General features: G+C 70.4%; 21 protein-coding genes. 9 read left to right on the forward strand and 12 right to left on the reverse strand.

The window, feature by feature from the left end:
• Window positions 1–105 precede the first annotated feature (105 nt).
• The 3 genes from ACTWQH_RS24450 to ACTWQH_RS24460 form a co-directional block, all read right to left on the reverse strand.
• Complete coding sequence (locus ACTWQH_RS24450; protein ID WP_443288881.1) at window positions 106–2,661, reverse strand: ATP-dependent Clp protease ATP-binding subunit; 2,556 nt, start codon at window positions 2,659–2,661, stop codon at window positions 106–108.
• 99 nt (window positions 2,662–2,760) lie between these two features.
• Entirely contained in the window at window positions 2,761–3,618 is an 858-nt protein-coding gene (locus tag ACTWQH_RS24455) for an alpha/beta fold hydrolase (protein ID WP_443288882.1), read from the reverse strand.
• Between the two features lie 57 nt (window positions 3,619–3,675).
• On the reverse strand, window positions 3,676–4,512 hold the full coding sequence (locus ACTWQH_RS24460) for a MerR family transcriptional regulator (protein WP_443288883.1): 837 nt from the start codon (window positions 4,510–4,512) through the stop codon (window positions 3,676–3,678).
• A 100-nt stretch (window positions 4,513–4,612) separates the two neighbouring features.
• On the opposite strand from ACTWQH_RS24460, the gene ACTWQH_RS24465 reads away from it, so the two are divergent.
• From ACTWQH_RS24465 to ACTWQH_RS24475, 3 genes are read left to right on the forward strand one after another with little or no spacing between them, the layout of a single operon-like run.
• Window positions 4,613–5,638 (forward strand): ABC transporter ATP-binding protein, encoded by a 1,026-nt coding sequence (locus tag ACTWQH_RS24465; protein ID WP_443288884.1) that lies wholly within the window; start codon window positions 4,613–4,615, stop codon window positions 5,636–5,638.
• Window positions 5,639–5,679: 41 nt separating this feature from the next.
• The gene (locus ACTWQH_RS24470; RefSeq protein ID WP_443288885.1) at window positions 5,680–6,438 is read left to right on the forward strand and encodes an ABC-2 family transporter protein; all 759 of its coding nucleotides are present in this window, start codon (window positions 5,680–5,682) and stop codon (window positions 6,436–6,438) included.
• 9 nt (window positions 6,439–6,447) lie between these two features.
• Entirely contained in the window at window positions 6,448–7,233 is a 786-nt protein-coding gene (locus ACTWQH_RS24475) for an ABC transporter permease (RefSeq protein ID WP_443288886.1), read from the forward strand.
• A gap of 68 nt (window positions 7,234–7,301) precedes the next feature.
• Here the strand turns inward: ACTWQH_RS24475 and ACTWQH_RS24480 are convergent, their stop codons facing one another.
• Window positions 7,302–7,712, reverse strand: coding sequence for an ATP-binding protein (locus ACTWQH_RS24480; RefSeq protein WP_443288887.1), 411 nt, complete (start codon window positions 7,710–7,712; stop codon window positions 7,302–7,304).
• A 207-nt stretch (window positions 7,713–7,919) separates the two neighbouring features.
• Between ACTWQH_RS24480 and ACTWQH_RS24485 the strand changes: the two genes are divergently transcribed.
• The 4 genes from ACTWQH_RS24485 to ACTWQH_RS24500 all read left to right on the forward strand — a co-directional run bounded on the left by ACTWQH_RS24485 (window position 7,920) and on the right by ACTWQH_RS24500 (window position 11,136).
• Window positions 7,920–8,795 (forward strand): helix-turn-helix domain-containing protein, encoded by an 876-nt coding sequence (locus tag ACTWQH_RS24485; RefSeq protein ID WP_443288888.1) that lies wholly within the window; start codon window positions 7,920–7,922, stop codon window positions 8,793–8,795.
• Window positions 8,792–9,025, forward strand: a complete 234-nt coding sequence (locus tag ACTWQH_RS24490; RefSeq protein ID WP_443288889.1) for a DUF397 domain-containing protein — start codon at window positions 8,792–8,794, stop codon at window positions 9,023–9,025. The genes ACTWQH_RS24485 and ACTWQH_RS24490 overlap by 4 nt, the downstream gene beginning before the upstream one ends.
• A gap of 67 nt (window positions 9,026–9,092) precedes the next feature.
• Entirely contained in the window at window positions 9,093–10,046 is a 954-nt protein-coding gene (locus ACTWQH_RS24495) for an aldo/keto reductase (RefSeq protein ID WP_443288890.1), read from the forward strand.
• Window positions 10,047–10,158: 112 nt separating this feature from the next.
• Window positions 10,159–11,136, forward strand: a complete 978-nt coding sequence (locus ACTWQH_RS24500) for a superoxide dismutase (RefSeq protein WP_443288891.1) — start codon at window positions 10,159–10,161, stop codon at window positions 11,134–11,136.
• Window positions 11,137–11,213: 77 nt separating this feature from the next.
• On the opposite strand, the gene ACTWQH_RS24505 is transcribed toward ACTWQH_RS24500, so the two are convergent.
• The 8 genes from ACTWQH_RS24505 to ACTWQH_RS24540 form a co-directional block, all read right to left on the reverse strand.
• Window positions 11,214–12,362, reverse strand: a complete 1,149-nt coding sequence (locus ACTWQH_RS24505) for an aldose epimerase family protein (RefSeq protein ID WP_443288892.1) — start codon at window positions 12,360–12,362, stop codon at window positions 11,214–11,216.
• A 52-nt stretch (window positions 12,363–12,414) separates the two neighbouring features.
• Window positions 12,415–13,668 (reverse strand): multiple monosaccharide ABC transporter permease, encoded by a 1,254-nt coding sequence (gene mmsB, locus ACTWQH_RS24510; RefSeq protein ID WP_443288893.1) that lies wholly within the window; start codon window positions 13,666–13,668, stop codon window positions 12,415–12,417.
• A 2-nt stretch (window positions 13,669–13,670) separates the two neighbouring features.
• Window positions 13,671–15,335 (reverse strand): multiple monosaccharide ABC transporter ATP-binding protein, encoded by a 1,665-nt coding sequence (mmsA, locus tag ACTWQH_RS24515; protein ID WP_443288894.1) that lies wholly within the window; start codon window positions 15,333–15,335, stop codon window positions 13,671–13,673.
• 56 nt (window positions 15,336–15,391) lie between these two features.
• Entirely contained in the window at window positions 15,392–16,510 is a 1,119-nt protein-coding gene (chvE, locus tag ACTWQH_RS24520) for a multiple monosaccharide ABC transporter substrate-binding protein (protein WP_443288895.1), read from the reverse strand.
• A gap of 36 nt (window positions 16,511–16,546) precedes the next feature.
• Window positions 16,547–17,548: a hypothetical protein gene (locus ACTWQH_RS24525; protein WP_443288896.1), complete on the reverse strand. Its 1,002-nt coding sequence runs from the start codon at window positions 17,546–17,548 to the stop codon at window positions 16,547–16,549.
• Window positions 17,549–17,712: 164 nt separating this feature from the next.
• Complete coding sequence (locus ACTWQH_RS24530; protein WP_443288897.1) at window positions 17,713–18,729, reverse strand: zinc-dependent alcohol dehydrogenase; 1,017 nt, start codon at window positions 18,727–18,729, stop codon at window positions 17,713–17,715.
• Between the two features lie 19 nt (window positions 18,730–18,748).
• Entirely contained in the window at window positions 18,749–19,909 is a 1,161-nt protein-coding gene (locus tag ACTWQH_RS24535) for a mandelate racemase/muconate lactonizing enzyme family protein (protein WP_443288898.1), read from the reverse strand.
• 160 nt (window positions 19,910–20,069) lie between these two features.
• On the reverse strand, window positions 20,070–21,062 hold the full coding sequence (locus ACTWQH_RS24540; RefSeq protein ID WP_443288899.1) for a GDSL-type esterase/lipase family protein: 993 nt from the start codon (window positions 21,060–21,062) through the stop codon (window positions 20,070–20,072).
• Between the two features lie 119 nt (window positions 21,063–21,181).
• On the opposite strand from ACTWQH_RS24540, the gene ACTWQH_RS24545 reads away from it, so the two are divergent.
• Together ACTWQH_RS24545 and ACTWQH_RS24550 are read left to right on the forward strand one after the other, a co-directional pair.
• The gene (locus tag ACTWQH_RS24545; protein WP_443288900.1) at window positions 21,182–21,676 is read left to right on the forward strand and encodes a DUF3145 domain-containing protein; all 495 of its coding nucleotides are present in this window, start codon (window positions 21,182–21,184) and stop codon (window positions 21,674–21,676) included.
• Between the two features lie 68 nt (window positions 21,677–21,744).
• Entirely contained in the window at window positions 21,745–22,632 is an 888-nt protein-coding gene (locus tag ACTWQH_RS24550; protein WP_443288901.1) for an NAD(P)-dependent oxidoreductase, read from the forward strand.
• The last annotated feature ends 23 nt before the right edge of the window (window positions 22,633–22,655 follow it).

Genomic DNA, 22,655 nt, shown 5'->3' on the forward strand with positions numbered 1-22,655 from the left:
ACTACGTTTTGCGCCCGAGGTCGAACGGTGCGCGGCGCGTCAACACTCCACGCGCCGCCGCAATGGCTTACACGACCGGCCCCGTACGCCGCCCCTCCGCCCGCCCTACTCCGCCGGGGGCCAGCCCTCCGCCTCGGCGTCGGCCTCGGCCCGCTCGATCTCCTCGTCCTCCCCGCGCCCGCCACCCCCGACCTCGCACACCAGCTCCCCGTCCCTCACCCCGGCCCGGATCGTGTCCCCGACCCGGGCGGCGTCGCTCAGCAGCAGCGCGGCGACGCGGTTGTCCAGCTCGCTCTGGATGGTGCGGCGCAGCGGCCGGGCCCCGTACTCCGGCTGGTGGCCGTGCTCCGCCAGCAGCCGCCGCGCCGCGCCGCTGACCTCCAGGCGCATGCCCTGGGCGCGCACCCGCCGCCGGCTGCGCTCCAGCAGCAGGTCCACCACCCGGTCCAGGTCGGCCGGGCTCAGCCGGTGGAAGACGATCGTCTCGTCGATCCGGTTCGGGAACTCCGGCGGGAAGCGCCCGCCCAGATCCTTCATCAGGCCCTCGCGCAGCGCGGCGTCCACGTCGCCCGCGTGGGCGAGCACCCGGTGCGAGCCGATGGTGCTCGTCATGATCACCACGGCGTTGCGGAAGCTGACCGTACGCCCCTGCCCGTCCGTCAGGCGCCCATCATCAAGCATCTGGAGCAGCGTGTGGAAGACGTCCGGGTGCGCCTTCTCCACCTCGTCGAAGAGCAGCACGCTGTACGGCCGCCGCCGCACGTGCTCCGTGAGCTGCCCGGCCTCCTCCTGGCCCGCGTCGCCCGGGGGCGCGCCGATCAGCCGGGCCACCGTGTGCCGCTCCTGGTACTCGCCCATGTCGAAGCGGACCAGCCGTCCCTCGTCCCCGAACAGCACCTCCGCCAGCGCCTTGGCCAGCTCCGTCTTGCCCACCCCCGTCGGCCCGAGGAAGAGAAACGACCCCACCGGCCGGTCCGGATCCCCCATGCCCGCCCGGCTGCGGCGCACCGCCTCCGCCACCGCCGTCACCGCCTCGTCCTGGCCGACGACCCGCTCGTGCAGGGCGTGCTCCAGCTTCAGCAGGCGTTCCTTCTCGCTCTCCGTCAGCTGGGCCACGGGTATCCCGGTGCGGCGCGAGAGCGCCTCGGCGACGTCGGCGGCCCTCACCTCAGGCGCCGCCTCCCGGCGTTCGCCGCGCTCGGCCCGCTCCGCCGCCGCCCGCTCCGCCTCGGCCTCGGAGTGATCGATGAGCCGCTTGATCTCGGCCGCCCGCTCGTACTCCTCGCCCGCGACCGCCTGGTCCCGCTCCCGCCGCAGCTGCTCGGTCTCCTCCCGCTCGGCGGTGCCCGCGTGCGCGGCCAGCCGCACCCGCGCGCCCGCCTGGTCCAGCAGGTCGACGGCCTTGTCCGGCAGGAAGCGGTCGGTGAGGTACCGGTCGGACAGCTCGGCGGCGGCCGTCAGCGCCTCGTCGGCGTAGCGCACGCCGTGGTGCGCCTCGTACGCGTCCCGCAGCCCCTGAAGGATCTGGATCGTCTCCTCCACGGTCGGCTCGGGGACCATCACCGGCTGGAAACGCCGTTCGAGCGCCGCGTCCCTCTCCACGTGCCGCCGGTACACGTCCATCGTCGTCGCGCCCACCACGTGCAGCTCGCCGCGCGCCAGCGCGGGCTTGAGGATGTTCCCGGCGTCCATCGCGCCCTCCCCGGCCGCGCCCGCGCCCACCACCGTGTGCAGCTCGTCGATGAAGAGCACCACCTCGCCGCCGGCCGCCCGCACCTCCTCGATCACCCTCCGCAGCCGCTCCTCGAAGTCGCCCCGGTACCGCGATCCGGCCACCAGGCCCGCCAGGTCCAACGCCACCACCCGACGGTCGCGCAGCGTGTCCGGCACGTCGCCGCCCGCGATCCGCTGCGCCAGGCCCTCCACGATCGCGGTCTTGCCGACGCCCGGCTCGCCGATCAGCGCCGGGTTGTTCTTGGTGCGCCGCGACAGCACCTCGACCGTCTCCTCGATCTCCCCGGCGCGCCCCACCACCGGGTCGAGCCGCCCGGCCCGCGCCTCGGCCGTCAGGTCGCGGCCGTACCGGTCCAGCGTCGGCGTCCGGCTCGGTGGGGAGGGCTGTGCGGTGATCCGCGTCATCCGGTCGGTGTCCAGGCGCGCCTCCCGCAGCACCCGCCCCGCGCCCGAGCCGGGGTCCGCCACCAGGGCGGCGAGGATGTGCTCGGGCCCGATGTAGCTGTCCCCGGCCGCTTGGGAACGCCCGTGCGCGGCGCTCAGCGCACGCTTCGCCGCCGGGGTGAGCCGGCGTTCCCCGGCGGGCGACGGCGCCTCGTCGCCCTCCTCGCCCGGGATCGCCCGCAGCGACGCCGCCAGCGTCCCGGCCAGCTCGTCCGGATCGACGCCGGCGCGCCCGATCTGCCCCCGCGACGGCTCCACCTGTGTGGCCGCCCACAGCAGGTGCTCGGTGTCCAGGTCGGTGCTGCCGTCCTCGGCGGCCCGCCGGGCGGCCCGCGCGATCAGCTCCCGCCCGGCGTCCGACAGCAGCCGCCCGATCGGCACCCGCTGCACGGCGGGCGGCGCGGCTCCCGGCGCCATCCCGAGGAAGCGGTTCAGCAGCTCGGCGAAGGGGTCGGGCGACGGCCCGAAGGGCGACATCGTCATTCCTCCACTAGAGCAACAACGGACATATCGCGCAAACGGGCGAAGCGTGTGTGCTGGGCGGGTGGATCGGGGACGAACGGTCCGGCCAGCCCGGCCCGTTCAGCCCCGATCCCGGCCCACGAGCCACTCCAGCGCGGCCTCGCCGCCCCCGTCGAGCACCGAGATGTGCCCGTCGCCGGGGCCGATCCGCAGCTCCGCCGAGGGGCAGCGGCCGGCGAGCCACCGGCCGTGCGCGCTGGGCACGACCCGGTCGCGCTCGCCGTGCGCCAGCAGCACCGGCGCGGCGATCCGCGCGGGGTCGAAGCCCCAGGGGGAGGCGTACGCCAGGTCGTCGTCGATCAGCCCGCCGGGGCCGCCCGCCAGGGCCGGGCCGACGACGCTGCCGAACCACGACCAGGGGCCGGCGAGCGCCGCGTGGTCCTCGGGCGTGAACATCTCCGAGTCGAACGCGGCCGTCGCCTCGTGACGCTCCTTGGCGGCCCGCCCCTCGGCCGCCGCCCGCAGCGACGCCTCACAGGAGGGCGCCATGCCCGCGAACCAGTCGAGCCCTTCGGCCTCGAACGCCCCCAACGGCGCCAACCCGGAGATGCTGACGGCCGCCGTCACGCGGTCCGGCAGCAGCGCCGCGCAGGCGAGGGCGTGCGGGCCGCCGCCGGAGTGGCCCATCACCGCGAAGCGTTCGATCCCCAGCGCGTCGGCGACCCGGGCGACATCCCCTGCCGCCGACGCCGCGTCCCGGCCGGGCAGCGGCGTCGATCCGCCGTACCCGGGCCGGTCGTGGGAGATCCAGCGGATCCCGAGCCGCTCGGAGGCGGCGAACAGCGGCTGCGGCGGCGTACCGAGGTTCGGCGTGCCGTGGTGCCAGGAGACGACGAGGCGGCCCTGGGAGCCGCCCTCTCCGGTGTCGTACACGTGCAGCGTGCGGCCGTCGCCCAGGGCCAGATCCGTCTCGATCACACCCGTGAACCTAGCGGCTGGCGCGGCTCGCCTGCCAGGAGGGCCTCACCCCTGGGCTCACCCCTGCTGGCGTTCACGGGCCAGAACCAGGTCGGCCAGGGCGGCGACGCCGCTTTTCTTGTCCGTATGCGGAAGGTAGGACTGGGTGTAGTCGATGGTCGGTTCGCCGTGCTGACGTGGGTTCTTGATGCCGAGCAGGTAGGTGTGCAGGGTGCTGGTTGCCGAGATGCATTGCCACGTGGTCTGCTGAAGCGTCTGGAGCCTTTGCTGGAGGGCGTGCCGCACTTGGTCGGGGCGACCGTCGGTCAACTCGTCAAGTACTCCTCGGATAACGTCGAAGGGGTACCCGACGTCACGCAGCAGCGCGATGACATTCAGTCGCGTCAGCTGCTCGGCGTCATAGAGCCGGTAGTTCGTCGAGGCTTGACGGCGGGGCTGGAGTAGCCCTTGGCTCTCCCAGAACCGGACGGCCGATGTCCGCACGCCCACGCTCGCGGCGGCCTCTTTGACGCGCACCAGGGGTTTTCCGGTCGACTCCGGCGCTCGGGCGGGCCTGCGAAGCATCGTGTCGATTGCTTCGAGCGCGCTCTCGGTGCGGATCCGCTGACTGTCGAGGGCGGCGTGACGGCTGTTCACGAGTGAGAAAGCCGTGCTCACCTCGTCAAGATGAATGGCCCGCATGACGTCCAGTGCCGTCTGCCAGCCATAGCCGGCGATGAGAACTCGTGCTGCTCGCAGTGCGTACACGTGCTCGCTCGAGTAGCGGCGGTAGCCGTTCGCATCGCGTGGCGCGGCCGGGAGGAAGCCGACGCGTTCGTAGGTGCGTATCTGAGTGACGCCAAGTCCGGCTATCCGTGCCAGATCGATGGGACGCAGCCGGTCCTCGCGGTTCAACTTTCGCCGAAGGGTTTCCGTGCCTGTTCCCTCAGAGTTCCGCATGATCCTGCTCCAAACCCTTCAGCTTGCATCAACCTTCTAGATTGAGCCTATGAGAGTGAGTGAGACTGCGACAGGCTCAGTTGGAACTGATCACACCGTGGTCGCAGTCAAGGACCTGGGCATGCGCTACCGGGCACCGGTGCGAGAGTCGGGACTCCGGGCGGCGCTACGCTCCGTAGTACACCGCGAGTACCGCGACATCGACGCTGTGACCGACCTGTCATTCGAACTCGGGGCCGGCGAGGTGGTCGGCTTCATCGGCCCGAACGGTGCCGGGAAGACGACCACGATGAAAATGCTGTCGGGGATCTTGCATCCCACGGCCGGCGAGGCGCGGGTGCTCGGTTTCGTCCCGTGGCGCAGGCAGCGCGAGTACCTCAAGACGATCGGGCTCATCCGGGGAAGCCAGCCGATCGGTGGACCCGGCGAACTAACGGTGATGGACTCGCTGAGATATCAGCAACTTCTCTACGAGGTACAGCGGTCCGACTTCAGGAACAACGTCGATGAGCTGGTCGACATGCTCGACATAGAAGGGCTGCTCAATCGGCAGGTCCGTGCGCTCAGCCTTGGCGAGCGGATGCGTGCCGGGCTGGCCACGACGCTCGTGTACCGGCCAAAGGTCCTCTTCCTGGACGAGCCGACGCTCGGGCTGGACGTGTCGGCTGCCGCCGCTCTCCGCCGGTTCATCGCTGACTACGCCGCCCGTACGGCTGCCACGGTCCTCCTCACCAGCCACTACATGGCAGACGTCGAGTCGCTCTGCCGACGGGTGATCCTGATAGACCGCAGCCGCATCCGCTATGACGGCGAGCTCGGTTCCCTCGCAGCGATGCTGTCGCCGTACAAGCTGATCAAGGTCTCGGTCGCCGATCAGAGCGGGGTCGCCTGGGAACGCTTCGGTGAGGTGGAGAAGTCCGAGGACGGAGGGAGCGGGCAGGTCTCGCTCCGGATACGTCGTGACGCCGTCCCGAAGGTCACCGGCGAGCTTCTGGCCGAACTACCGATCGTGGACCTGGCGGTCGAGGACCCGCCGCTGGATCTGGTGATGGATCGCTTCTACCGGGATGCGAAGCGATGACGGCGGCCTCGCGTGGCCTCGGAGCGCAGTCCGGTCGGTTGGTGCGGCTGGTCGGCCTCGGCGTCTGGCGCAGCTCGGTTCAGTGGTGGAGCCTTCGGACCTTCGTCATCACCCTGGTCATCGGGCAGGCGGTCACACCTCTCCTCGGGTTGCTCGTGTGGTCGTCGGCTGTACCGGGCAGCAACGGCGTGACCACGTACTACGTTGTACTGCTCGCGGTTCAGCTGATGACCGTCTCTTATGAGCATCACACCCTTGCGAACGGCATCTACTCCGGTGACTTCGCGGTTGAACTGGTCAAACCGCGGCCCGTGGTGGTCGACTTCCTCTCGACGAACCTGGCCGTTCGTCTCTGGCATCTGGTGTTCGGGCTGCCGCTGATCATCGTGGTCGGCGTACTTTCCGATGTCTCGCTCGGTGCGACGAACCTCCTGCTGGCTTTCCCTGCCGTGCTGCTCGCGGCCGCGGTCCGGTTCGTGTTCACCTATCTGCTCGCCATGTCGGCCATCTGGACACAGCGCGCCCACGGCGCGGTCGGAATGGGCGAGACGTTGATCTTCCTTCTGGGTGGCACCGCCGCGCCGCTGAGCTTCTTGCCCGCAGAACTGCAGGACGTGGGAAGAGTCCTCCCCTTCTGGTCGATGCTCGGCGCGCCGGCCGAAATCGCCGCCGGCAACCTGGCGACGTCGGCGGTTCTCGAAGCGTACGGGCTGCAGGTCGGGTGGCTGCTGATCTTGAGTGTTGCGACGGTCGGCGTCTGGCGTCTCGGCGTCCGCAAAATCACCGCTTTCGGAGGATAGGCGAGCCACATGGTGAAGGTTGTCAAACTCTTCGGGGCCCTGTTCTCGATGTCTCTTCGGCGGAGTCTCGCATTTCGCGCCGACCTGCTGTTCGAGCTGATCGTCACACTCGTCGGCGCGCTGGCATCACTGGCGGCTCTCAGCTTCGTGTTCACCAGGACCGACACCCTCGGCGGCTGGTTGCCCGGCCAGGCGATAGCGCTGCTCGGGTCCTTCCAAATCGTCAGTGGACTCCGGGCGGCCTTCGTCGAACCGAACGTCGAATGGTTCGGCGAGCAAGTGAAGGACGGGCGATTCGACGCGGCTCTGGTTCAACCCGCGCCGGCCATCTTCCTTGCCAGCCTCGGAACGAGCGCTCCGCTCGCCCTGTTGCAGGTCGCGCTCGGCCTCGGGATCGTTGTCTTCGGCATTGTCCATGCCTCCATCGCGATCACGGTCGGCGGTGTCGCCGCATGGCTGGTCATGATCCTCGCCGCGACAGTGATCATGTGGTCGACCCGGGTGATCCTCGCAGCTGTCGTGTTCTGGGCCGTCGGCCTGAGCCTAGACGTGGTCTACGACGCCATCTGGCAGTTCGCCCGCTATCCAGTCCAGCTCTACCGGCCCGTGCTGCAGGTGATCTTCACGTACGTGTTCCCCACCGCACTGGTGGCCAGCCTGCCCATGGAGGTGCTTGCCCGGGGCGCCAGTCTGATCCAGGTGCCGATCGCGCTCGGGGTTGCCACTGCGAGTTGCGTGGTCGCGCGTGGGGTGTGGCGTGCCGGGCTCCGTCGGTACACAAGCGCCACTAGCTAGTCCGCGTCAGCACCGTCGACGAACCAGCGCAGCACGAGCACCGCCTGCCTGAAGGCGCCCAGGCCGCGTCAGGCCGGGCACGGCTTGTCCGTCGCCAGGGTGACGACGAAGCTCTTGCCGGTCGCGGTGGCCTCCGTACGCCAGGCGGCGGCGAGGAGGTCCAGCAACGCCAACCCCCGGCCGTGCTCGTCCAGTTCGGTGGCCTGACGGGGGCACGGCACTGCGCGGCTGCGGTCGTGGACCTCGATCTGCACGCTGCCGTCGAGCGGGGAGGGGGAGTGGCACAGCACGTCGAAGTCGCTGCCGGTGGAGTGGAGTACGGCGTTGGTGGCGGCCTCGGAGACGAGGAGCGCGACGAGGGCCGGGTCGATCCACGGGTAGGCGGCGTACGCCTGGGTCGCGGCTCTGCGGGCCATGGCCACGGAGCCCGGCTCGCGCCGGTAGCGTCCGACTGACAGTACGTGCCCACGTTCGTGCATCGCTGTCCCTCCCGAGGCGTAATCTGCATCAGCTACGGACCGCGACCATAAGGTAGCGGTGCGCAGAGGCTAGGATGGGTCACGTGACTGGTCACGTGCAAGAGTTATCGGAAGTTCCCCCGAAGAGGGGCAACTTGGGGGCTGCCGGGTGACGCGGCGATACCCTGGCCGCATCGCGGCGCAGGCGCCCAGGCGGGAGGGAGAGGCTTGTCAGCCAACGTCAACACGAACGCGATCTTCGCCATGCGCGACGTGGGAGAAGACCTGCAACGCCTGCGCACCGACGCTGGTCTGCGACAGGACGACGCGGCGGAGAGGCTGAAGGTCTCGCGCTTCACGGTCAGCAAGATCGAGCGGGGCAAGGCGTTCCCAACGGACCGGCAACTCGACGCCCTGCTCTCGCTCTACGGAGCGAACACCCAGGTGCGGGCCTCCATCCAGGCCAAGATCGAACACGGCAAGTCCTACGGCCGGGCCTGGTGGGAGCAGCCGCGCTTCCGCAATCTCTTCCGGGGCGACTCCTACCGGTACTTCTACGTCGAGGACGCCGCCGAACGGATTTCCGTCCATTCGGGAACCTATGTGCCGGGCCTGCTCCAGACGCGGAGGTACGTCGAGGCCATCGCGGCGTTCGGGCAGAAGCAGGAGAGCGCGGAGCGCCGCGAGGCGTTCGTGGAGTCCAGGATGAAACGGCAGGCGATCCTCTCGCGGCGGCATCCCGTCATCCTGGACGCGCTCTGCCTGGAGACAGCGCTACGCGCGGTCGTCGGCGGCAAGGACGTCATGCGCGAGCAGCTTCTGCACTTGTTGACGTGGGCGCCGAAGCAGAACGTCACCCTCCGGATGATCCCCCATTCGGCAGGGGCGCCCAGCATCCACGGATTCCCCTTCACTGTCCTCGACTTTCCCGGGACGGAGAACCACAGCGTCGTCTCACAGGAGAAGCTCAGGGGCCAACTGCTTCACGACGACCCGGCGGATGTCCGGCAGGCTCGGCGCAAGTTCGCCGACCTCACCGGGTACGCGCTGAGTCCACAGGAGACCATCCAGCGCATCGAAGAGATCGAGAAAGAACTGCGATGAAGCACGAGAAGACCGACCTCTATGTCGCTCCCCTTGATGGAGAGTGGGTCAAGTCCTCTTTCAGCAACGGCAGTGGCGACGACTGTGTCCAGCTGATGAAGATCGACGGCGGCGTCGCTCTCGGCGACTCCAAGTCGCCCGAGCGTGAGCCGCTGCGCTACACCCCTTCCGAACTGCGAGCGTTCATCCGCGCCGCGAAGGCGGGGGAGTTCGACCCCCTGATTGACTGAGCCGAACGAAACGGCCCTCCGGCGACGCGTCGCGGGAGGGCCCACCCATGCCTGGGAGGCGTAACCAGTGACCACGACCCTGCACAAGCTCGGCTCCTCCGACCTGGAGGTCTTCGGCCTCAACCTCGGCGGCAACGTCTTCGGGTGGACGGCCGACCGCGAGGCGTCCTTCGCCGTGCTCGACGCCTACGCCGCCGCCGGCGGCAACTTCGTCGACACCGCCGACTCGTATTCCGCCTGGATCCCCGGCAACCAGGGCGGCGAGTCCGAGACCCTGATCGGGGAGTGGATGGCCGCGCGCGGCAACCGCGACTCCGTCGTGATCGCCACAAAGGTCGCCCGGCACCCCGACTTCACCGGCCTGGCCCCGGCCACCATCAAGGGCGCGGCCGAGGCGTCCCTGCGCCGCCTCGGCACCGACCGCATCGACCTCTACTACACCCACTTCGACGACGAGTCCGTGCCCGTCGAGGACATCGTCACCGCGCTCGACGAGCTCGTCCGCGAGGGCAAGGTGCGGGCCATCGCGACCTCCAACATCAGCCCGGAGCGGCTGGAGGCGTCGCTCGCCTTCTCCGAACGCGAGGGCCTGGCCCGGTACGTCGCGCTCCAGCCGCACTACAACCTCGTCTCCCGCGAGACGTACGAGGGCGAACGCCGCGAGATCGCCCTGCGCTACGGGCTCGGCGTGCTGCCGTACTACGCCCTGGCCTCCGGCTTCCTCACCGGCAAGTACCGGCCGGAGAGCGCCGCCTCCGTGGAGAGCGCGCGGGCGGGCGGAGCCGCCAGGCATCTGACCACGGAGCGCGGGCGCCGGGTGCTGGCCGCCCTGGACGAGGTGGCGGCCGCCCACGGCGCCGAGCCCGCCACCGTGGCGCTGGCCTGGCTCGCCGCGCAGCCGACCGTCGTGGCGCCGATCGCGAGCGCCCGCACGCCCGAGCAGCTTCCGGCGCTGCTGGCGTCGGTCTCCCTCCGCCTGACGGACGCGGAGCTGGCCCGGCTGACGGAGGCCTCCGCGTAGCGGCCGGAAACGAGCCATCGCCGCGACGGTGGGGATCGCTCGCCCCGCGACGCTCGTTGCGTAACGCGTACGCATCCGTCACAGACCCCCTGGAACCTTCCGAGGAGCTGAGATGACCCACCCCCACGCGCCCCACCTCAGCCGGCGAGCCGTTCTCACATCCCTCGCCGCAACCGCCACCGTGGCCGCGACCGGCGTGGCCACCGCGGCCACCGCGGCCACAACGCCGCCCCGGCCCCGGGCCGTGACCTCCGTCCAGCTGCCCGACGGCTTCGCCCCGGAGGGCATCACCATCGGCAAGGGCGGCCTCGCGTACTGCGGCAACCGCGTCACCGGCGAGGTCCTCAAGATATTCATGCACAGCGGCGACTGGGGCTCGCTCGCCCCGATCCCCGGCACCCCGGCGCTGGGCCTGAAGGTCGACGCCGACGACCGGCTCTTCATCGCGGGCGGCGCAAACGGCGACGCCAGGGTCCTCGACACCTACTCCGAATACCGCCTCGCCCACTACACCCTGGTCCCCTCCTCCGGCACCGGCTTCGTCAACGACGTCCTCCTCACCCCTCAGGCGGCGTACTTCACGGACTCCTACAACCCCGTCCTCTACGTCCTGCCGTTCGGCCTGGGCGGCGCCCTGCCCGCCCAGCAGGACGTCGTGACGCTCCCTCTCACAGGCATCCCGTTCACGCCCGGGGAGATCAACGTCAACGGCCTCACGACCACCCCGGACGGCAACGCCCTCCTCGTCGTCCACTCGACCGAGGGCACCCTCTACCGGGTCGATGCGGCCACCGGGGACGCCACCCCCGTGGATCTCGGCGGCGAGTCCCTCGTCAACGGCGACGGCCTGCTCCGCCAGGGCGTCACCCTGTACGCCGTCCTCAACCGCTCCAACGAGGTCGCCGTCATCACGCTCGACCGTGACGGCCGGGTCGGCACGGTGACCGCCCGTCTCACCGACGCGTCCTTCGACACCCCCACCACGGTCGCGGGCCACGACGGCCGCCTGTACCTTCCCAACGCCCGCTTCGACACCGAGGTCACCGAGACGACGACATACGACATCGTCTCCGTGCCCATTCCGGGCTGACGACGCGCCGGCGCCCAGACGACCCGGAGCCCGTCAACGTTCCGTTGACGGGCTCCGGGCGTGGTTCGGCGTGTTGCTCAGCGCGTGCCGAAGGTGTGGAGCGTGGTGGAGCGGTACGTCTTGCCGGGGCGCAGCACCGTGGAGGGGAAGTCGGGCTGGTTGGGCGAGTCGGGGAAGTGCTGGGTCTCCAGGCAGAGGGCGTCACCCTGGCGGTACACCTTGCCGCTGGTGCCGGTGAGGGTGCCGTCGAGGAAGTTGCCGGAGTAGAACTGCAGGCCCGGCTCGGTGGTGGCGATGTCCATGCGGCGGCCCGAGAGCGGGTCGTACAGGGTGGCGGCCTGCTCGGGCTTGCCGGTGATGCCCTTGTCGAGGACGAAGTTGTGGTCGAAGCCCTGGCCGTACAGCACCTGCTCATGGCTTTCGCGGATGTCGCGGCCGATGGGCTTGGGCTGGCGGAAGTCGAAGGGGGTACCGGCCACCGGGGCCAGCTCACCGGTCGGGATCAGGGTGTCGTTGACGGGGGTGAAGCGGGTGGCGGCGATGCCCAGACGGTGGTCGTATATCCCGCCGCTGCCCTCCCCGGCCAGGTTGAAGTAGATGTGCGAGGTCAGGTTGGCCACGGTGGGCGCGTCGGTGGTGGCCTCGTAGTCGATCTGGAAAGCGCCGGATGCGGTCAGGGTGTAGGTGACCTTGACGTCCAGCGTGCCGGGGTAGCCCATCTCGCCGTCGGGGCTGGTGTAGGTCAGCACCAGGGAGGCCGGGCCGTTGGGGGTGACGTTCCAGACCCGCTTGTCGAAGCCCTTGTCGCCGCCGTGGAGGCTGTTGGGGCCGTCGTTGACGGGGAGGGTGTATTCGGTGCCGTCCAGGGTGAACTTGCCCTTGGCTATGCGATTGCCGAAGCGGCCTATCAGCGCGCCGAAGTAGGGCGAGTCGCTGACGTAGGGGTCCAGGGAATCGAAGCCGAGGGAGACGTTGGCGTAGCGCCCCGTCCGGTCCGGGAGTTCGAGCGACTGCACGATGCCGCCGTAGGACAGCACCTTGATGCGGGTGCCGCCGCGCGAGATCGTCCAGCGTTCGACCTTCGTGCCGTCGGCGAGACTGCCGAACGGCTCACGCCGGGGAGCGGACCCGCTCCCGCCGCGGTGCGCCTGCGCGCCGCCCGCCGCGGCGGCGGTGAGACCCGCCGCCGCGGCCGTGGCGATCACGGTTCTTCTGGTGGTGGACATGGGAAACGCGGCTCCTTCTATAGGAGTAATGAAGGGATTCTGTTGTTTCGTGTTACGACGCGACGGCCCGGCGCTTGTTCCAGATGTCGAAGGCGACGGCCGCGAGGAGCACGAGGCCCTTCACGACCTGCTGCCAGTCCTCGCTGATGCCAACGAGCTGCATGCCGTTGTCCAGCACGCCGAGCACCAGGCCGCCGATGACGGCACCGAGCACGGTGCCCACGCCCCCGCTCATCGAGGCGCCGCCGATGAACGCCGCCGCGATGGCCTCAAGCTCGAACAGGTTGCCCGCGCCCGTGGTGGCGACGCCGAGGCGGGCGGTGAAGACGCAGCCCGCGAGCGCCGCCAGCACGCCCATGTTGACGAAGACGAGGAAGGTGACCCGCGAGTCCTTCACGCCGGACAGCTGCGCGGCCTGCCGGTTGCCGCCCAGGGCGTAGACCTGGCGGCCGACGACGGCGTTCTTCATGACGTAGCCGAGGACGAGCAGCACGCCGCCCAGGATCAGCAGCACCACGGGAGCGCCGCGGTAGCTGGCCAGGAGCAGGGTGAAGACCAGGACGGCCGCGACGATCGCCGCGCACTTGAGCAGGAAGAGGTTCATGGGCAGAACCTCCAGCTCGTACTGGCGCTGCTGCCGCCGCTTGCGCCACTCCTGGAGCACCGCCACCGCGCAGACGATCAGCCCGAGCAGGACGGTCAGGTTGTGGTAGTTGGTATTCGGCCCGACCTCCGGCAGGAATCCCTGGCTGAGGTCGTTGAAGCCCTGCGGGAAGGGCGAGAGGGACTCGCCGCCCAGCACGATGCGCGTGGCCCCTCGGAACAGGAGCATGCCTGCCAGGGTGACGATGAAGGATGGTATGCCGACATACGCGATCCAGAAGCCCTGCCAGGCGCCGACGACGGCGCCCAGGGCGAGGGCGACGGCGAAGGCGAGCTGCCAGGACATATCGTGATCGACCATCAGCACGCCGGCCACGGCCCCGCAGAATCCGGCCACGGACCCGACGGACAGGTCGATGTGGCCGTTGATGATGACGATCATCATGCCGATCGCCAGGATCAGGATGTAGCCGTTCTGCGAGATGATGTTGCTGACGTTGCGCGGCAGGAGCAGGTCGCCCTCGGTCCACACCTGGAAGACGACCACGATCAGAGCCAGGGCGATCAGCATGCCGTACTGCCGCATGTTGCCGCCCAGGCTGCGCAGCACCAGGCCGAAGCTGTCGCTCAGTCCGCCCTTGCCCCTGGGTCCGCCGGGTGGCGGGCCGCCGGCGTCGGTCTTGCGAAGAGTTGCCTGGTCCATCGCTAGTTCTTCTCTCCTGTCGTGGTGGACCGCGCGTCCTGCGGCCCGTCCTTCACGCCAACCCCGTTGCTGCCCCCGTTGCCGTTGCCGTTGCCGTTGCGGGCCATGGTCATCAGCCGCATCAGCGACTCCTGTGTGGCCTCCTCCCGCGGCACCACGCCGGTCAGCCGGCCGGCGGCCATCGTCGCGATCCGGTCGCACATGCCGAGCAGCTCCGGCAGCTCCGAGGAGATCAGCACGATCGCCTTGCCCTCGGCGGCCAGCCGGTCGATCACGCCGTAGATCTCGGACTTCGCCCCCACGTCGATGCCGCGCGTCGGCTCGTCCAGGATCAGCACCTCCGGATCGGCGTTGATCCACTTCGACAGCACGATCTTCTGCTGGTTGCCGCCGGACAGCCGCCCGGCCTGTTCGAAGACGGTGGGCGTCTTGATGTTCATCGAGGTGCGGAACTTCTCGGCCACTCGCGTCTCGGCCAGCTCATCGACCATGCCGCGCCGCGCCATCTTCGGCAGGGACGCCAGTGAGATGTTGCGGCTGATGGTGTCGATCAGGTTCAGGCCGAAGGTCTTGCGGTCCTCGGTGACATACGCGATGCCGTGGCGTACCGCGTCGGCGACCGTGCGGGTGGATATCTCCCGGCCGTGGAGCGAGACCCGGCCCCGCTCGTACTTGCCGTAGGAGCGGCCGAAGATGCTCATCGCCAGCTCGGTGCGGCCGGCGCCCATCAGCCCGGCGATGCCGAGGATCTCGCCGTGCCGGACCTCCAGGGAGACGCCGTCCACCACCCGACGGGTGGCGTCCAGCGGGTGGCGCACGGTCCAGTTCGAGACCGACAACGCCACCTGCCCGGCCCGCTCGCCGGTATAGGGGGTGCGCTCGGGGAAGTACTGGGTCAGCTCGCGGCCGACCATCCCCCGGATGATCTCGTCCTCCGACAGCTCCGCGGGCGCGCCCGGGGACGGGCGGACCGCCAGGGTCTCGATGGTCCGCCCGTCCCGCAGGATCGTCACCGAGTCGGCGACGGAGAGCACCTCGTTGAGCTTGTGGGAGATGAGGATGCAGGAGATGCCGTGGTCGCGGAACTCCTTCACCAGGTCGAGCAGCTTGCGGCTGTCGGCGTCGTTGAGCGCCGCCGTGGGCTCGTCCAGGATGAGGAGCTTGACCTCCTTGGCCAGGGCCTTGGCGATCTCCACCAGTTGCTGCTTGCCGACGCCGATCTCGGAGATCTTCGTCTGCGGGCGCTCGCCGGTGAGACCGACGCGCTTGAGCAGCCGATCGGTCTCCTTCAGCGTGGTCGACCAGCTGATCATCCCGCCGCGCCCGGTCTGCTCATTGCCAAGGAAGATGTTCTCGGCGATGGACAGCTGGGGGACGAGCGCCAGCTCCTGGTGGATGATGACGATCCCGCGCTTCTCGCTGGCGCGGATGTCGCGGAAGTGACACGGCTTGCCCTCGAAGAGGATCTCTCCCTCGTACGAGCCGTGCGGGTGGACGCCGCTGAGGACCTTCATCAGCGTCGACTTGCCCGCGCCGTTCTCGCCGCAGATGGCGTGGATCTCGCCGGGCCTCACCGACATGCTGACGCCGTCCAGCGCCTTCACACCGGGGAAGGTCTTGCTGATGCCGCGCATCTCAAGGACGTGCCCGGTCTGTTGTGGTGACATGGCTTAGAACGCTTCCGTCGCTGGGACTCTGGCTTCTCGGCTCTTAAGCGGGCCCTTTAGTTCTCCAGGTCTTCGCGGGTGTAGTAGCCCTCGTCGAGGAGCAGCTCCCAGTTGGAGGCGTCGACGCTGACGGGCTCCAGCAGGTAGGAGGGCACGACCTTCACGCCGTTGTCGTAGGTCTCGGTGTCGTTGGCCTCGCACTCCTTGCCGGACAGCAGGGCCTCACCCATGGACACGGCCTGGGCGGCCAGGTCACGGGTGTCCTTGAAGACCGTCATGGTCTGCTCACCGGCGATGATCGACTTCACCGAGGCGACCTCGGCGTCCTGGCCGGTGACGACCGGCAGCGGCTGGGACTCGGTGCCGTAGCCGACGGCCTTGACGGACGACAGGATGCCCAGCGAGATGCCGTCGTAGGGGGAGAGGACCGCGTCCAGGCGCTCGGTGCCGTAGTTGGCGGTGAGCAGGTCGTCCATGCGGTCCTGAGCCTCGGCGCCGTCCCAGCGCACGGTGGTGATCTGGTTCAGGTCGGTCTGGCCGCTGCGCACCACCAGCTGGCCGCTGTCGATGTACGGCTGCAGGACGTTCATCGCGCCCTGGAAGAAGTAGCGGGTGTTGTTGTCGTCGGGGTCGCCGGCGAACAGCTCGATGTTGAAGGTCTCGTTCGCGTTCTCCTCGAGGCCGAGCTCGTCCGCGATGTACTGCCCCTGCAGCTCGCCGACCTGCTCGTTGTCGAAGGAGGCGTAGCAGTCGACGTTCTCGCTCTCCATCAGCAGCCGGTCGTAGGCGATGACCGGGATGTCGGCGTCGGCGGCCTGCTGGAGCACGTTGCCCAGCGAGGCGCCGTCGATGGCGGCGATCACCAGCACGTTCACGCCCTGGGAGATCATGTTCTCGATCTGGCTGACCTGGGTCTCGATCGAGTTTTCGCCGTACTGGAGGTCGGTGTCGTACCCGGCCTCCTCGAACTGCTTCACCATGTTGTCGCCATCGGCTATCCAGCGTTCCGAGGACTGGGTGGGCATGGAGATGCCGACGGTGCCTCCGCCGTCCCCGCCGCCGTTGTTCTCCGACCCGCCCTCGGAGTCCTGGCCGCACGCGGAGACGGCAAGGGAGAGGGACAGGGTGGCGGCCACGGCGGCGGTGACGCGGGCGGCGGATCGGGTACGGGACATGGGCATGACCTTTCAGGGCGATCCTGGCAATCAGGACTATTTGGAATAAGACACAGTGACGGATGTGTCGTTCTCGGAGATGGGGAAACGGTTCAGCTCCCCGGGGAGCCTGGAGCCGGGCTGGGCCATGCCGGTGTTGGCGCCCAGCCGCGCCAGGAGGTCCAGTGCGAGGCGTCCCCGGCGTACGCGCTCGCGGGCGGTCTCCAGCGTGAGGTCACGCAGGTGAGCGCCATAGGGATAGATTCCGGGTGCCTTGCTCAGCCCGAACTTCAGGTAGATGGGGGCGCCGCGACGGATCAGCTCGGCGATGTCGTACATACGTACATAGCCGCCCAGATCGTCAGGTGCTTCGAGGTAGAAGTCAAGTGGGACCCTCGTCACACGCCGGATCTCGGTGATGTGCTCCAGCGTGAGGTCGGAGGGGATGTTCACCGAGTCGGCGCCGAGCCGCTCGTGCACCGCGACGGCGGATGGGTTCACCGGGCCCACCAGCGCGGAGACCTTGAAGGTGGTGTCGGCCGGCAGCGTGCCGTTGGCGCGCAGCTGGTGCAGCAGCCACAGCACGCCCTCGTCGGCGACGAGCAGGCAGCGCACGCCGAGCTCGGTGGCGCGCAGCGCGTCCTCCACGCAGCCGGCCACCGAGCCGTGGCCACGGGCCCGCAGGCCCGCGCCGCCGGAGGAGGTGCGGGTGGAGGCTCCGATGTCCCAGGTGCCGCGCGGGCCGGTGAACAGGCACAGCTCCACGCCGGCCTGCGCGCAGGCGCCGACCATCTCGGTGATCTCGGCATCGGTGAGCATCCACACGCCGCTGCCCTGGCTGATGCGGTGGATCGGCACGCCGAGCTGGGCCGCCTCCTTCAGCACGGTGGACAGGGCCTCGGGGCCCTCGACGGAGGGAATCTCGGTGCGCCAGGTGCCGCCGTCGGGGAAGGCGTGCGGGGAGGCGTCGGCGGGGTCGTCCGCCGGGACGGCGTAGCCGATCGAGGCCAGGGCGGCCTCACCGGGACGGCGGGCGGGGGCGGCGGCGGACTCAGACACGATGCTCCTGGGTTTCGCGGTGGTACGTCAGTCTCGTGGTGTTCGGTATGCCGTATGGCGTTCGGTCGTCAAGTCGTTAAGTGGCGGACATCTCGCTGTGACTGTTCTCACTGCTATGGCGTTGTAACTGATCTGGCTCGAGCGCCGGTTGTCTCGCTGATCGGCTAGGGCATCAGCAGGACCTTGCCCACTTCCGGATCACCGCTACCCACCAGTCGCACCGCGTCCCCGAAGGACTCCAGCGGCAGCCGGTGGGTGACCAGCGCGGCGGGCCGCAGCAGCCCCACGTCGAAGGCGCGCGCGGCGTACGCCCACGCCGCGGGCGGCGCGCCGAAGACGCCGGCCACGGTGAGCTGGGCGAAGGCGAGGTGGATCGGGTCGATGCCGTGCGCGCCGGGCTCCGGCAGCCCGGTGAGCACCACCCGGCCGCCCCGCCGCGCCAGCAGGCAGGAGTCCCGCGCGGTGCCCGGCGCCCCGGCGGTCTCGACCACCAGGTCGTAGCGGCCCCGCAGCTCAGCGGCGCGCTCGGGGGTCGCGGCCTCGGTGGCGCCCATCGCGGCCGCCTGCTCCAGCGGCCGGGGGCGCGGGTCGACCACCAGCAGCTCGGCGGGGGTGGAGGCCGCCAGCAGCTGTGTGGCCAGCAGCCCCAGCGTTCCGGCGCCCACCACCGCGATCCGCTCCCCGGCGCGGGGGGCCGCGCGCAGCACGGCGGCGGCGACGACCGCCCCGGGCTCCAGCAGGGCGGCCGCGGTCAGGTCGGCGTCGTCGTCCAGCGGGTGCAGCAGCCGCGCGGGCAGCACCAGGTAGTCGGCGAACGCCCCGGGCCGGGTGAAGCCGGTCTCCTCGTACCCGGCGGTGCACAGGCTCGTCTCGCCGGAGTGGCAGCGCTCGCAGGCCTGGCAGGCGCGGAAGCCCTCGCCCACGGTCTTGCGCCCCGCCAGCGCCGGGTCGACGCCCTCGCCGAGCGCGTCGACCGTGCCGGACCACTCGTGCCCGGGGACCACGGGGTAGCGCACGTAGCCGGGGTCGCGGGTGCCGTCGTACAGCTCGCGGTCCGAGGCGCAGATCCCGGCGGCGTGCACCGCCACCCGCACCTCGCCAGGCCCGGGGGCGGGCACGGGCCCGCTGACCAGCCGGTGCTCCCCGGGCTTGTCGACCACGACGCGGCGGGCGGCGTTCACGGCGTCTCTCCGTGCCCGGTCACTTCGTGCCCTCGCGCTTGTGCCAGTCCTCGGCCCACAGGTCGAAGCGGGCCCGCTGCTGGGGGAACTCCGCCGCCGCCTCGGTGTCAAGCTCGACGCCGAGGCCCGGGGCCTCCGAAAGAGTGAAGTAGCCGTCGACCACCTCGGGGGCGCCGCGCACCACGCGCTTGATCTCCGAGTCGGCGAAGTCGTTGAAGTGCTCCAGGATCTTGAAGTTCGGGGTGCAGCCCGCGAGCTGGAGGCTGGCGGCGGTCAGCACCGAGCCGCCGACGTTGTGCGGCGCGACCAGGACGTAGTGGGTCTCGGCGGTGGCGGCCAGCTTCCGCATCTCGCCGATGCCGCCCAGGTGGCCCAGATCTGGCTGGATGATGTCGGCCGCCTGCGACTCGAACAGCTCGCGGAACTCGATCCGGTCGTGCATGCGTTCGCCCGTGGCGATCGGCAGGGTCGTCTTCTCGGCGACCTTCTTCAGCGCCTTGAGGTTCTCCGGCGGCACCGGCTCCTCGATCCAGGAGGGGTGGAACCGCTCCATCTCCTGCGCCAGCCGGATCGCCGTGGCGGGGGAGAAGCGGCCGTGCATCTCCACCAGCAGCTCGGCCTCGGGGCCGATCGCGTCGCGCACCGCCTCGACGAGGGAGACCGACCGCAGCGACTCGGCGTGGTCCAGCTCGAAGCTGCCGGTGCCGAAGGGGTCGAGCTTCAGGGCCCGGTAGCCGCGCTCGACGACGGTCTGCGCGGCCTTGTGGAACGCCTCGGGGGTGCGTTCGACGGTGTACCAGCCGTTGGCGTACGCCTTGACGCGGTTGTTCTCCGCGTCGGCCCGGCCGCCCAGGAGCTGCCAGACGGGGACGCCGAGGGCCTTGCCCTTGATGTCCCAGCAGGCGGTTTCGACGCAGGCGATGCCGGACATAACGATTTCACCGGCGCGGCCGTAGTCGCCGTACTTCATCCGGCGGACCAGGTCCTCGACGGCGAAGGGATCGGAGCCCGCGATGTGGTTGGCCTCCGCCTCGCGCAGGTAGCCGATGAGGGCGTCGGTGTGGCCCAGCATTCTCGTCTCGCCGACGCCGGTCAGTCCCTCGTCGGTGTGCACCTGGACGTAGGTGAGGTTACGCCAGGGCGTGCCGACGACGTGCGTGCTGATTCCGGTGATGCGCACGGGTGCCTGACCTCCGCGGTGGTGAGCGTGGGCGTTCGGTATTTCGACATGCGTTCGAAATGCTGGGCGTGACGGTAATGAGCGCAGGCCAAGCCTGTCAATGGTCACCCCTGCCACCACGCCTTGGGAACCACCCGCGGTCGGTCCAGGTCAGTCCAGGTCAGTCCTTGGTCGTCACGTTCGCCACGACCTGCTCGTACGCCAGGGCGGCGAGCTCGCGCTGCCCGGACTCGCCCGGGTGGAACCAGTCCCACTCGCTGAGGTGGTCGCTGGTGAACTCGTAGTCGAAGACGGCGCCGCCGTCGTACCGGCACAGCTCGTCCTCGGCGCAGACCCGGGCCAGCACCTCGTTGTACGCCTGCACCCGCTCCCGCACCGCCTCGCGGCGCGCGTCGGCCCCCTCCGACCGGTTCCCGGCGTCGGCCAGCATCGACGGGCAGATGTTCGCCATGCCCCACACCGTGCGCGCCATCATCGACTCGCTGCCCTCCTCCCACAGCCGCATGAGGTCGGGCACGCTGGAGACGTAGATCTGCGTCTCGGGGGACTCGGCGCGCAGCAGCTCCACCGACTCGGCGAAGTCCGCCTCGAAGTCCGTCACGCTCGTCATCGACTCCACGTCACCCGCGCAGGCGTCGTTGGCGCCGATCAGCACCGTCACCAGCTGCGGCTCGTGGCGCGCCGCCCGCCGCGCCTGCGCCGGCAGGTCGGCGACGTTGGCGCCGGTCTCCGCCAGGTTCCACACGCGGTCGGCTGTGTCGTCGCCCAGCAGCTGCGCGGCCAGGCTCGCCACCTCCGCGTCGGTGCCCGTGGCCCACGACGCCTCGGGGCAGTCCGTGAGCAGCCCGCAGGTGTCGAAGCCGCGGGTGATGGAGTCGCCGATCGCCGCGATGGAGGACGGGCTCGTGTCCCACGCCGGCTCGGGCGCCGCCTGCTGCTCGGTCTCCGCCTGGCCCTCCGCCGGGTCCTCCGCCTGATCCTCGGGCCGCTCCGCCCCCGGAGAGGAAGGCCCCGACTCCTCCTTCTCCGCCCCGGATTCGGCCGCGGAGTCCGGGTCGGAGTCGGACGACGACGAGCTGCAGGCGGTGGACGCCGCCAGCACGACGGTCGCGGCTGCGAGCGTCAGGGCGACGGGACGGCGGCTGACCAGCATGCGTTCACCTAGTTCCTTTTGCTCTCGCGGTAGCTTTGGGTGCTGGCACTGGACAGCCCCCAGCCTAAGAGATGACTTCCCGTCACCCCTTGGTTCCATGAGGCAGGACTGGAGGACCGATGACGACACGTGGTGTTCTCTACGTGCACTCCGCGCCGCGTGCGCTGTGCCCGCACATCGAGTGGGCCGTGGCCTCGGTCCTCGGCAGCCGCGTCAGTCTCGACTGGACCAGACAGCCCGCCTCGCCCGGCACCTGGCGTACCGAACTCTCCTGGCAGGGCGACGCGGGCGTCGCCTCCCGGCTCGCCTCCGCGCTGCGCGGCTGGCACCTGCTGCGTTTCGAGGTCACCTGCGAGCCGTGCGCGAGCGGCGAGGGCGAGCGCTTCAGCTGCACCCCCGACCTCGGCATCTACCACGCCGTCACCGGGCTGCACGGCGACATCATGATCCCCGAGGACCGGCTGCGGGCCGCCGCCGACCGGGCGGCGCGCGGCGAGAGCGACCTGCACGCCGAGATCACCCAGCTGCTCGGGAAGCCCTGGGACGACGAGCTCGAGCCCTTCCGCCACGCGGGCGAAGGCGCCCCCGTCCGCTGGCTGCACCAGGTGGTGTGAGCCGCCGCGCGCCGTCGCGCGCTGGTGGGGATGGCGCTGGAGCGCGCTCGCAGGGCTATCGTGCCGCCATGGCTGAATCCGGTGGGACATCACGGCGCACGCGCGTGGCGGTGCTGGGCACGGGAATCATGGGCGCGGCCATGGCCCGCAGCCTGTGCCGCGCCGGCCTCGAGGTCCGGGCCTGGAACCGCACCCGCGCCAAGGCCGAACCCCTCGCCGCCGAGGGGGCGACCATCGCCGGCACGCCCGCCGAGGCCGTGGCGGACGCCGACGTCGTCCTCACCATGCTGTACGACGGGCACGCGGCGGCCGAGTCCGTGCGCGCCGCCGCGGCCGGGCTGCGCCCGGGGGCGTACTGGCTGCAGTGCACCACCGCGGGGATCGACGGGCTGACGCCGCTGGCCGCCCTCGCCCGCGAGCACGGCCTGGTCTTCGTCGACGCCCCCGTGCTGGGCACCCGCCAGCCCGCGGAGGCCGGACGGCTGACGGTGCTGGCCGCCGGGCCGGCGTCGGCGCGCGAGCCGCTCGCGCCCGTGCTCGACGCGGTGGGGGCCCGGACCATCTGGGTGGGGGAGGAGCCGGGTGCGGCCACCCGGCTGAAGCTGGTGTGCAACAGCTGGGTGCTGGCGGCCACCCACGCCACGGGCGAGGCCCTGGCCCTCGCGGAGGGTCTCGGCGTCGACCCCGGCCTCTTCCTCGACGCCATCGCGGGCGGCCCGCTCGACCTCGGCTACCTCCGCGCCAAGGCGGCGGCCATCCGTGCCGGGGACTTCACGCCGAGCTTCGCGGTGGACACGGCGGAGAAGGACGCCCGCCTCATTGTGGCGGCGGGTGAAGCGGCGGGCGTACGCCTCGACCTGGCGGAGGCGGGCGCGGAACGTTTTCGCCGCGCGTCCGAGCAGGGCCACGGTGGGGAGGACATGGCCGCGACGTACTTCGCGAGCTTCGCGGGGTAGGAGGTCGCCGGGGGCTCCGCCCC

Source organism: Streptomyces sp. 6N223, assembly GCF_052246635.1.
In the GTDB taxonomy this organism is placed as follows: Bacteria; Actinomycetota; Actinomycetes; order Streptomycetales; family Streptomycetaceae; genus Streptomyces.

Coding starts and splice junctions, on each gene's coding strand:
- ACTWQH_RS24450 (WP_443288881.1), bottom strand. CDS start 2,661: ATGACGATGTCGCCCTTCGGGCCGTCGCCCGACCCCTTCGCCGAGCTG.
- ACTWQH_RS24475 (WP_443288886.1), top strand. CDS start 6,448: ATGGTGAAGGTTGTCAAACTCTTCGGGGCCCTGTTCTCGATGTCTCTT.
- ACTWQH_RS24480 (WP_443288887.1), bottom strand. CDS start 7,712: ATGCACGAACGTGGGCACGTACTGTCAGTCGGACGCTACCGGCGCGAG.
- ACTWQH_RS24490 (WP_443288889.1), top strand. CDS start 8,792: ATGAAGCACGAGAAGACCGACCTCTATGTCGCTCCCCTTGATGGAGAG.
- ACTWQH_RS24500 (WP_443288891.1), top strand. CDS start 10,159: ATGACCCACCCCCACGCGCCCCACCTCAGCCGGCGAGCCGTTCTCACA.
- ACTWQH_RS24505 (WP_443288892.1), bottom strand. CDS start 12,362: ATGTCCACCACCAGAAGAACCGTGATCGCCACGGCCGCGGCGGCGGGT.
- mmsB (WP_443288893.1), bottom strand. CDS start 13,668: ATGGACCAGGCAACTCTTCGCAAGACCGACGCCGGCGGCCCGCCACCC.
- mmsA (WP_443288894.1), bottom strand. CDS start 15,335: ATGTCACCACAACAGACCGGGCACGTCCTTGAGATGCGCGGCATCAGC.
- chvE (WP_443288895.1), bottom strand. CDS start 16,510: ATGTCCCGTACCCGATCCGCCGCCCGCGTCACCGCCGCCGTGGCCGCC.
- ACTWQH_RS24540 (WP_443288899.1), bottom strand. CDS start 21,062: ATGCTGGTCAGCCGCCGTCCCGTCGCCCTGACGCTCGCAGCCGCGACC.
- ACTWQH_RS24545 (WP_443288900.1), top strand. CDS start 21,182: ATGACGACACGTGGTGTTCTCTACGTGCACTCCGCGCCGCGTGCGCTG.
- ACTWQH_RS24550 (WP_443288901.1), top strand. CDS start 21,745: ATGGCTGAATCCGGTGGGACATCACGGCGCACGCGCGTGGCGGTGCTG.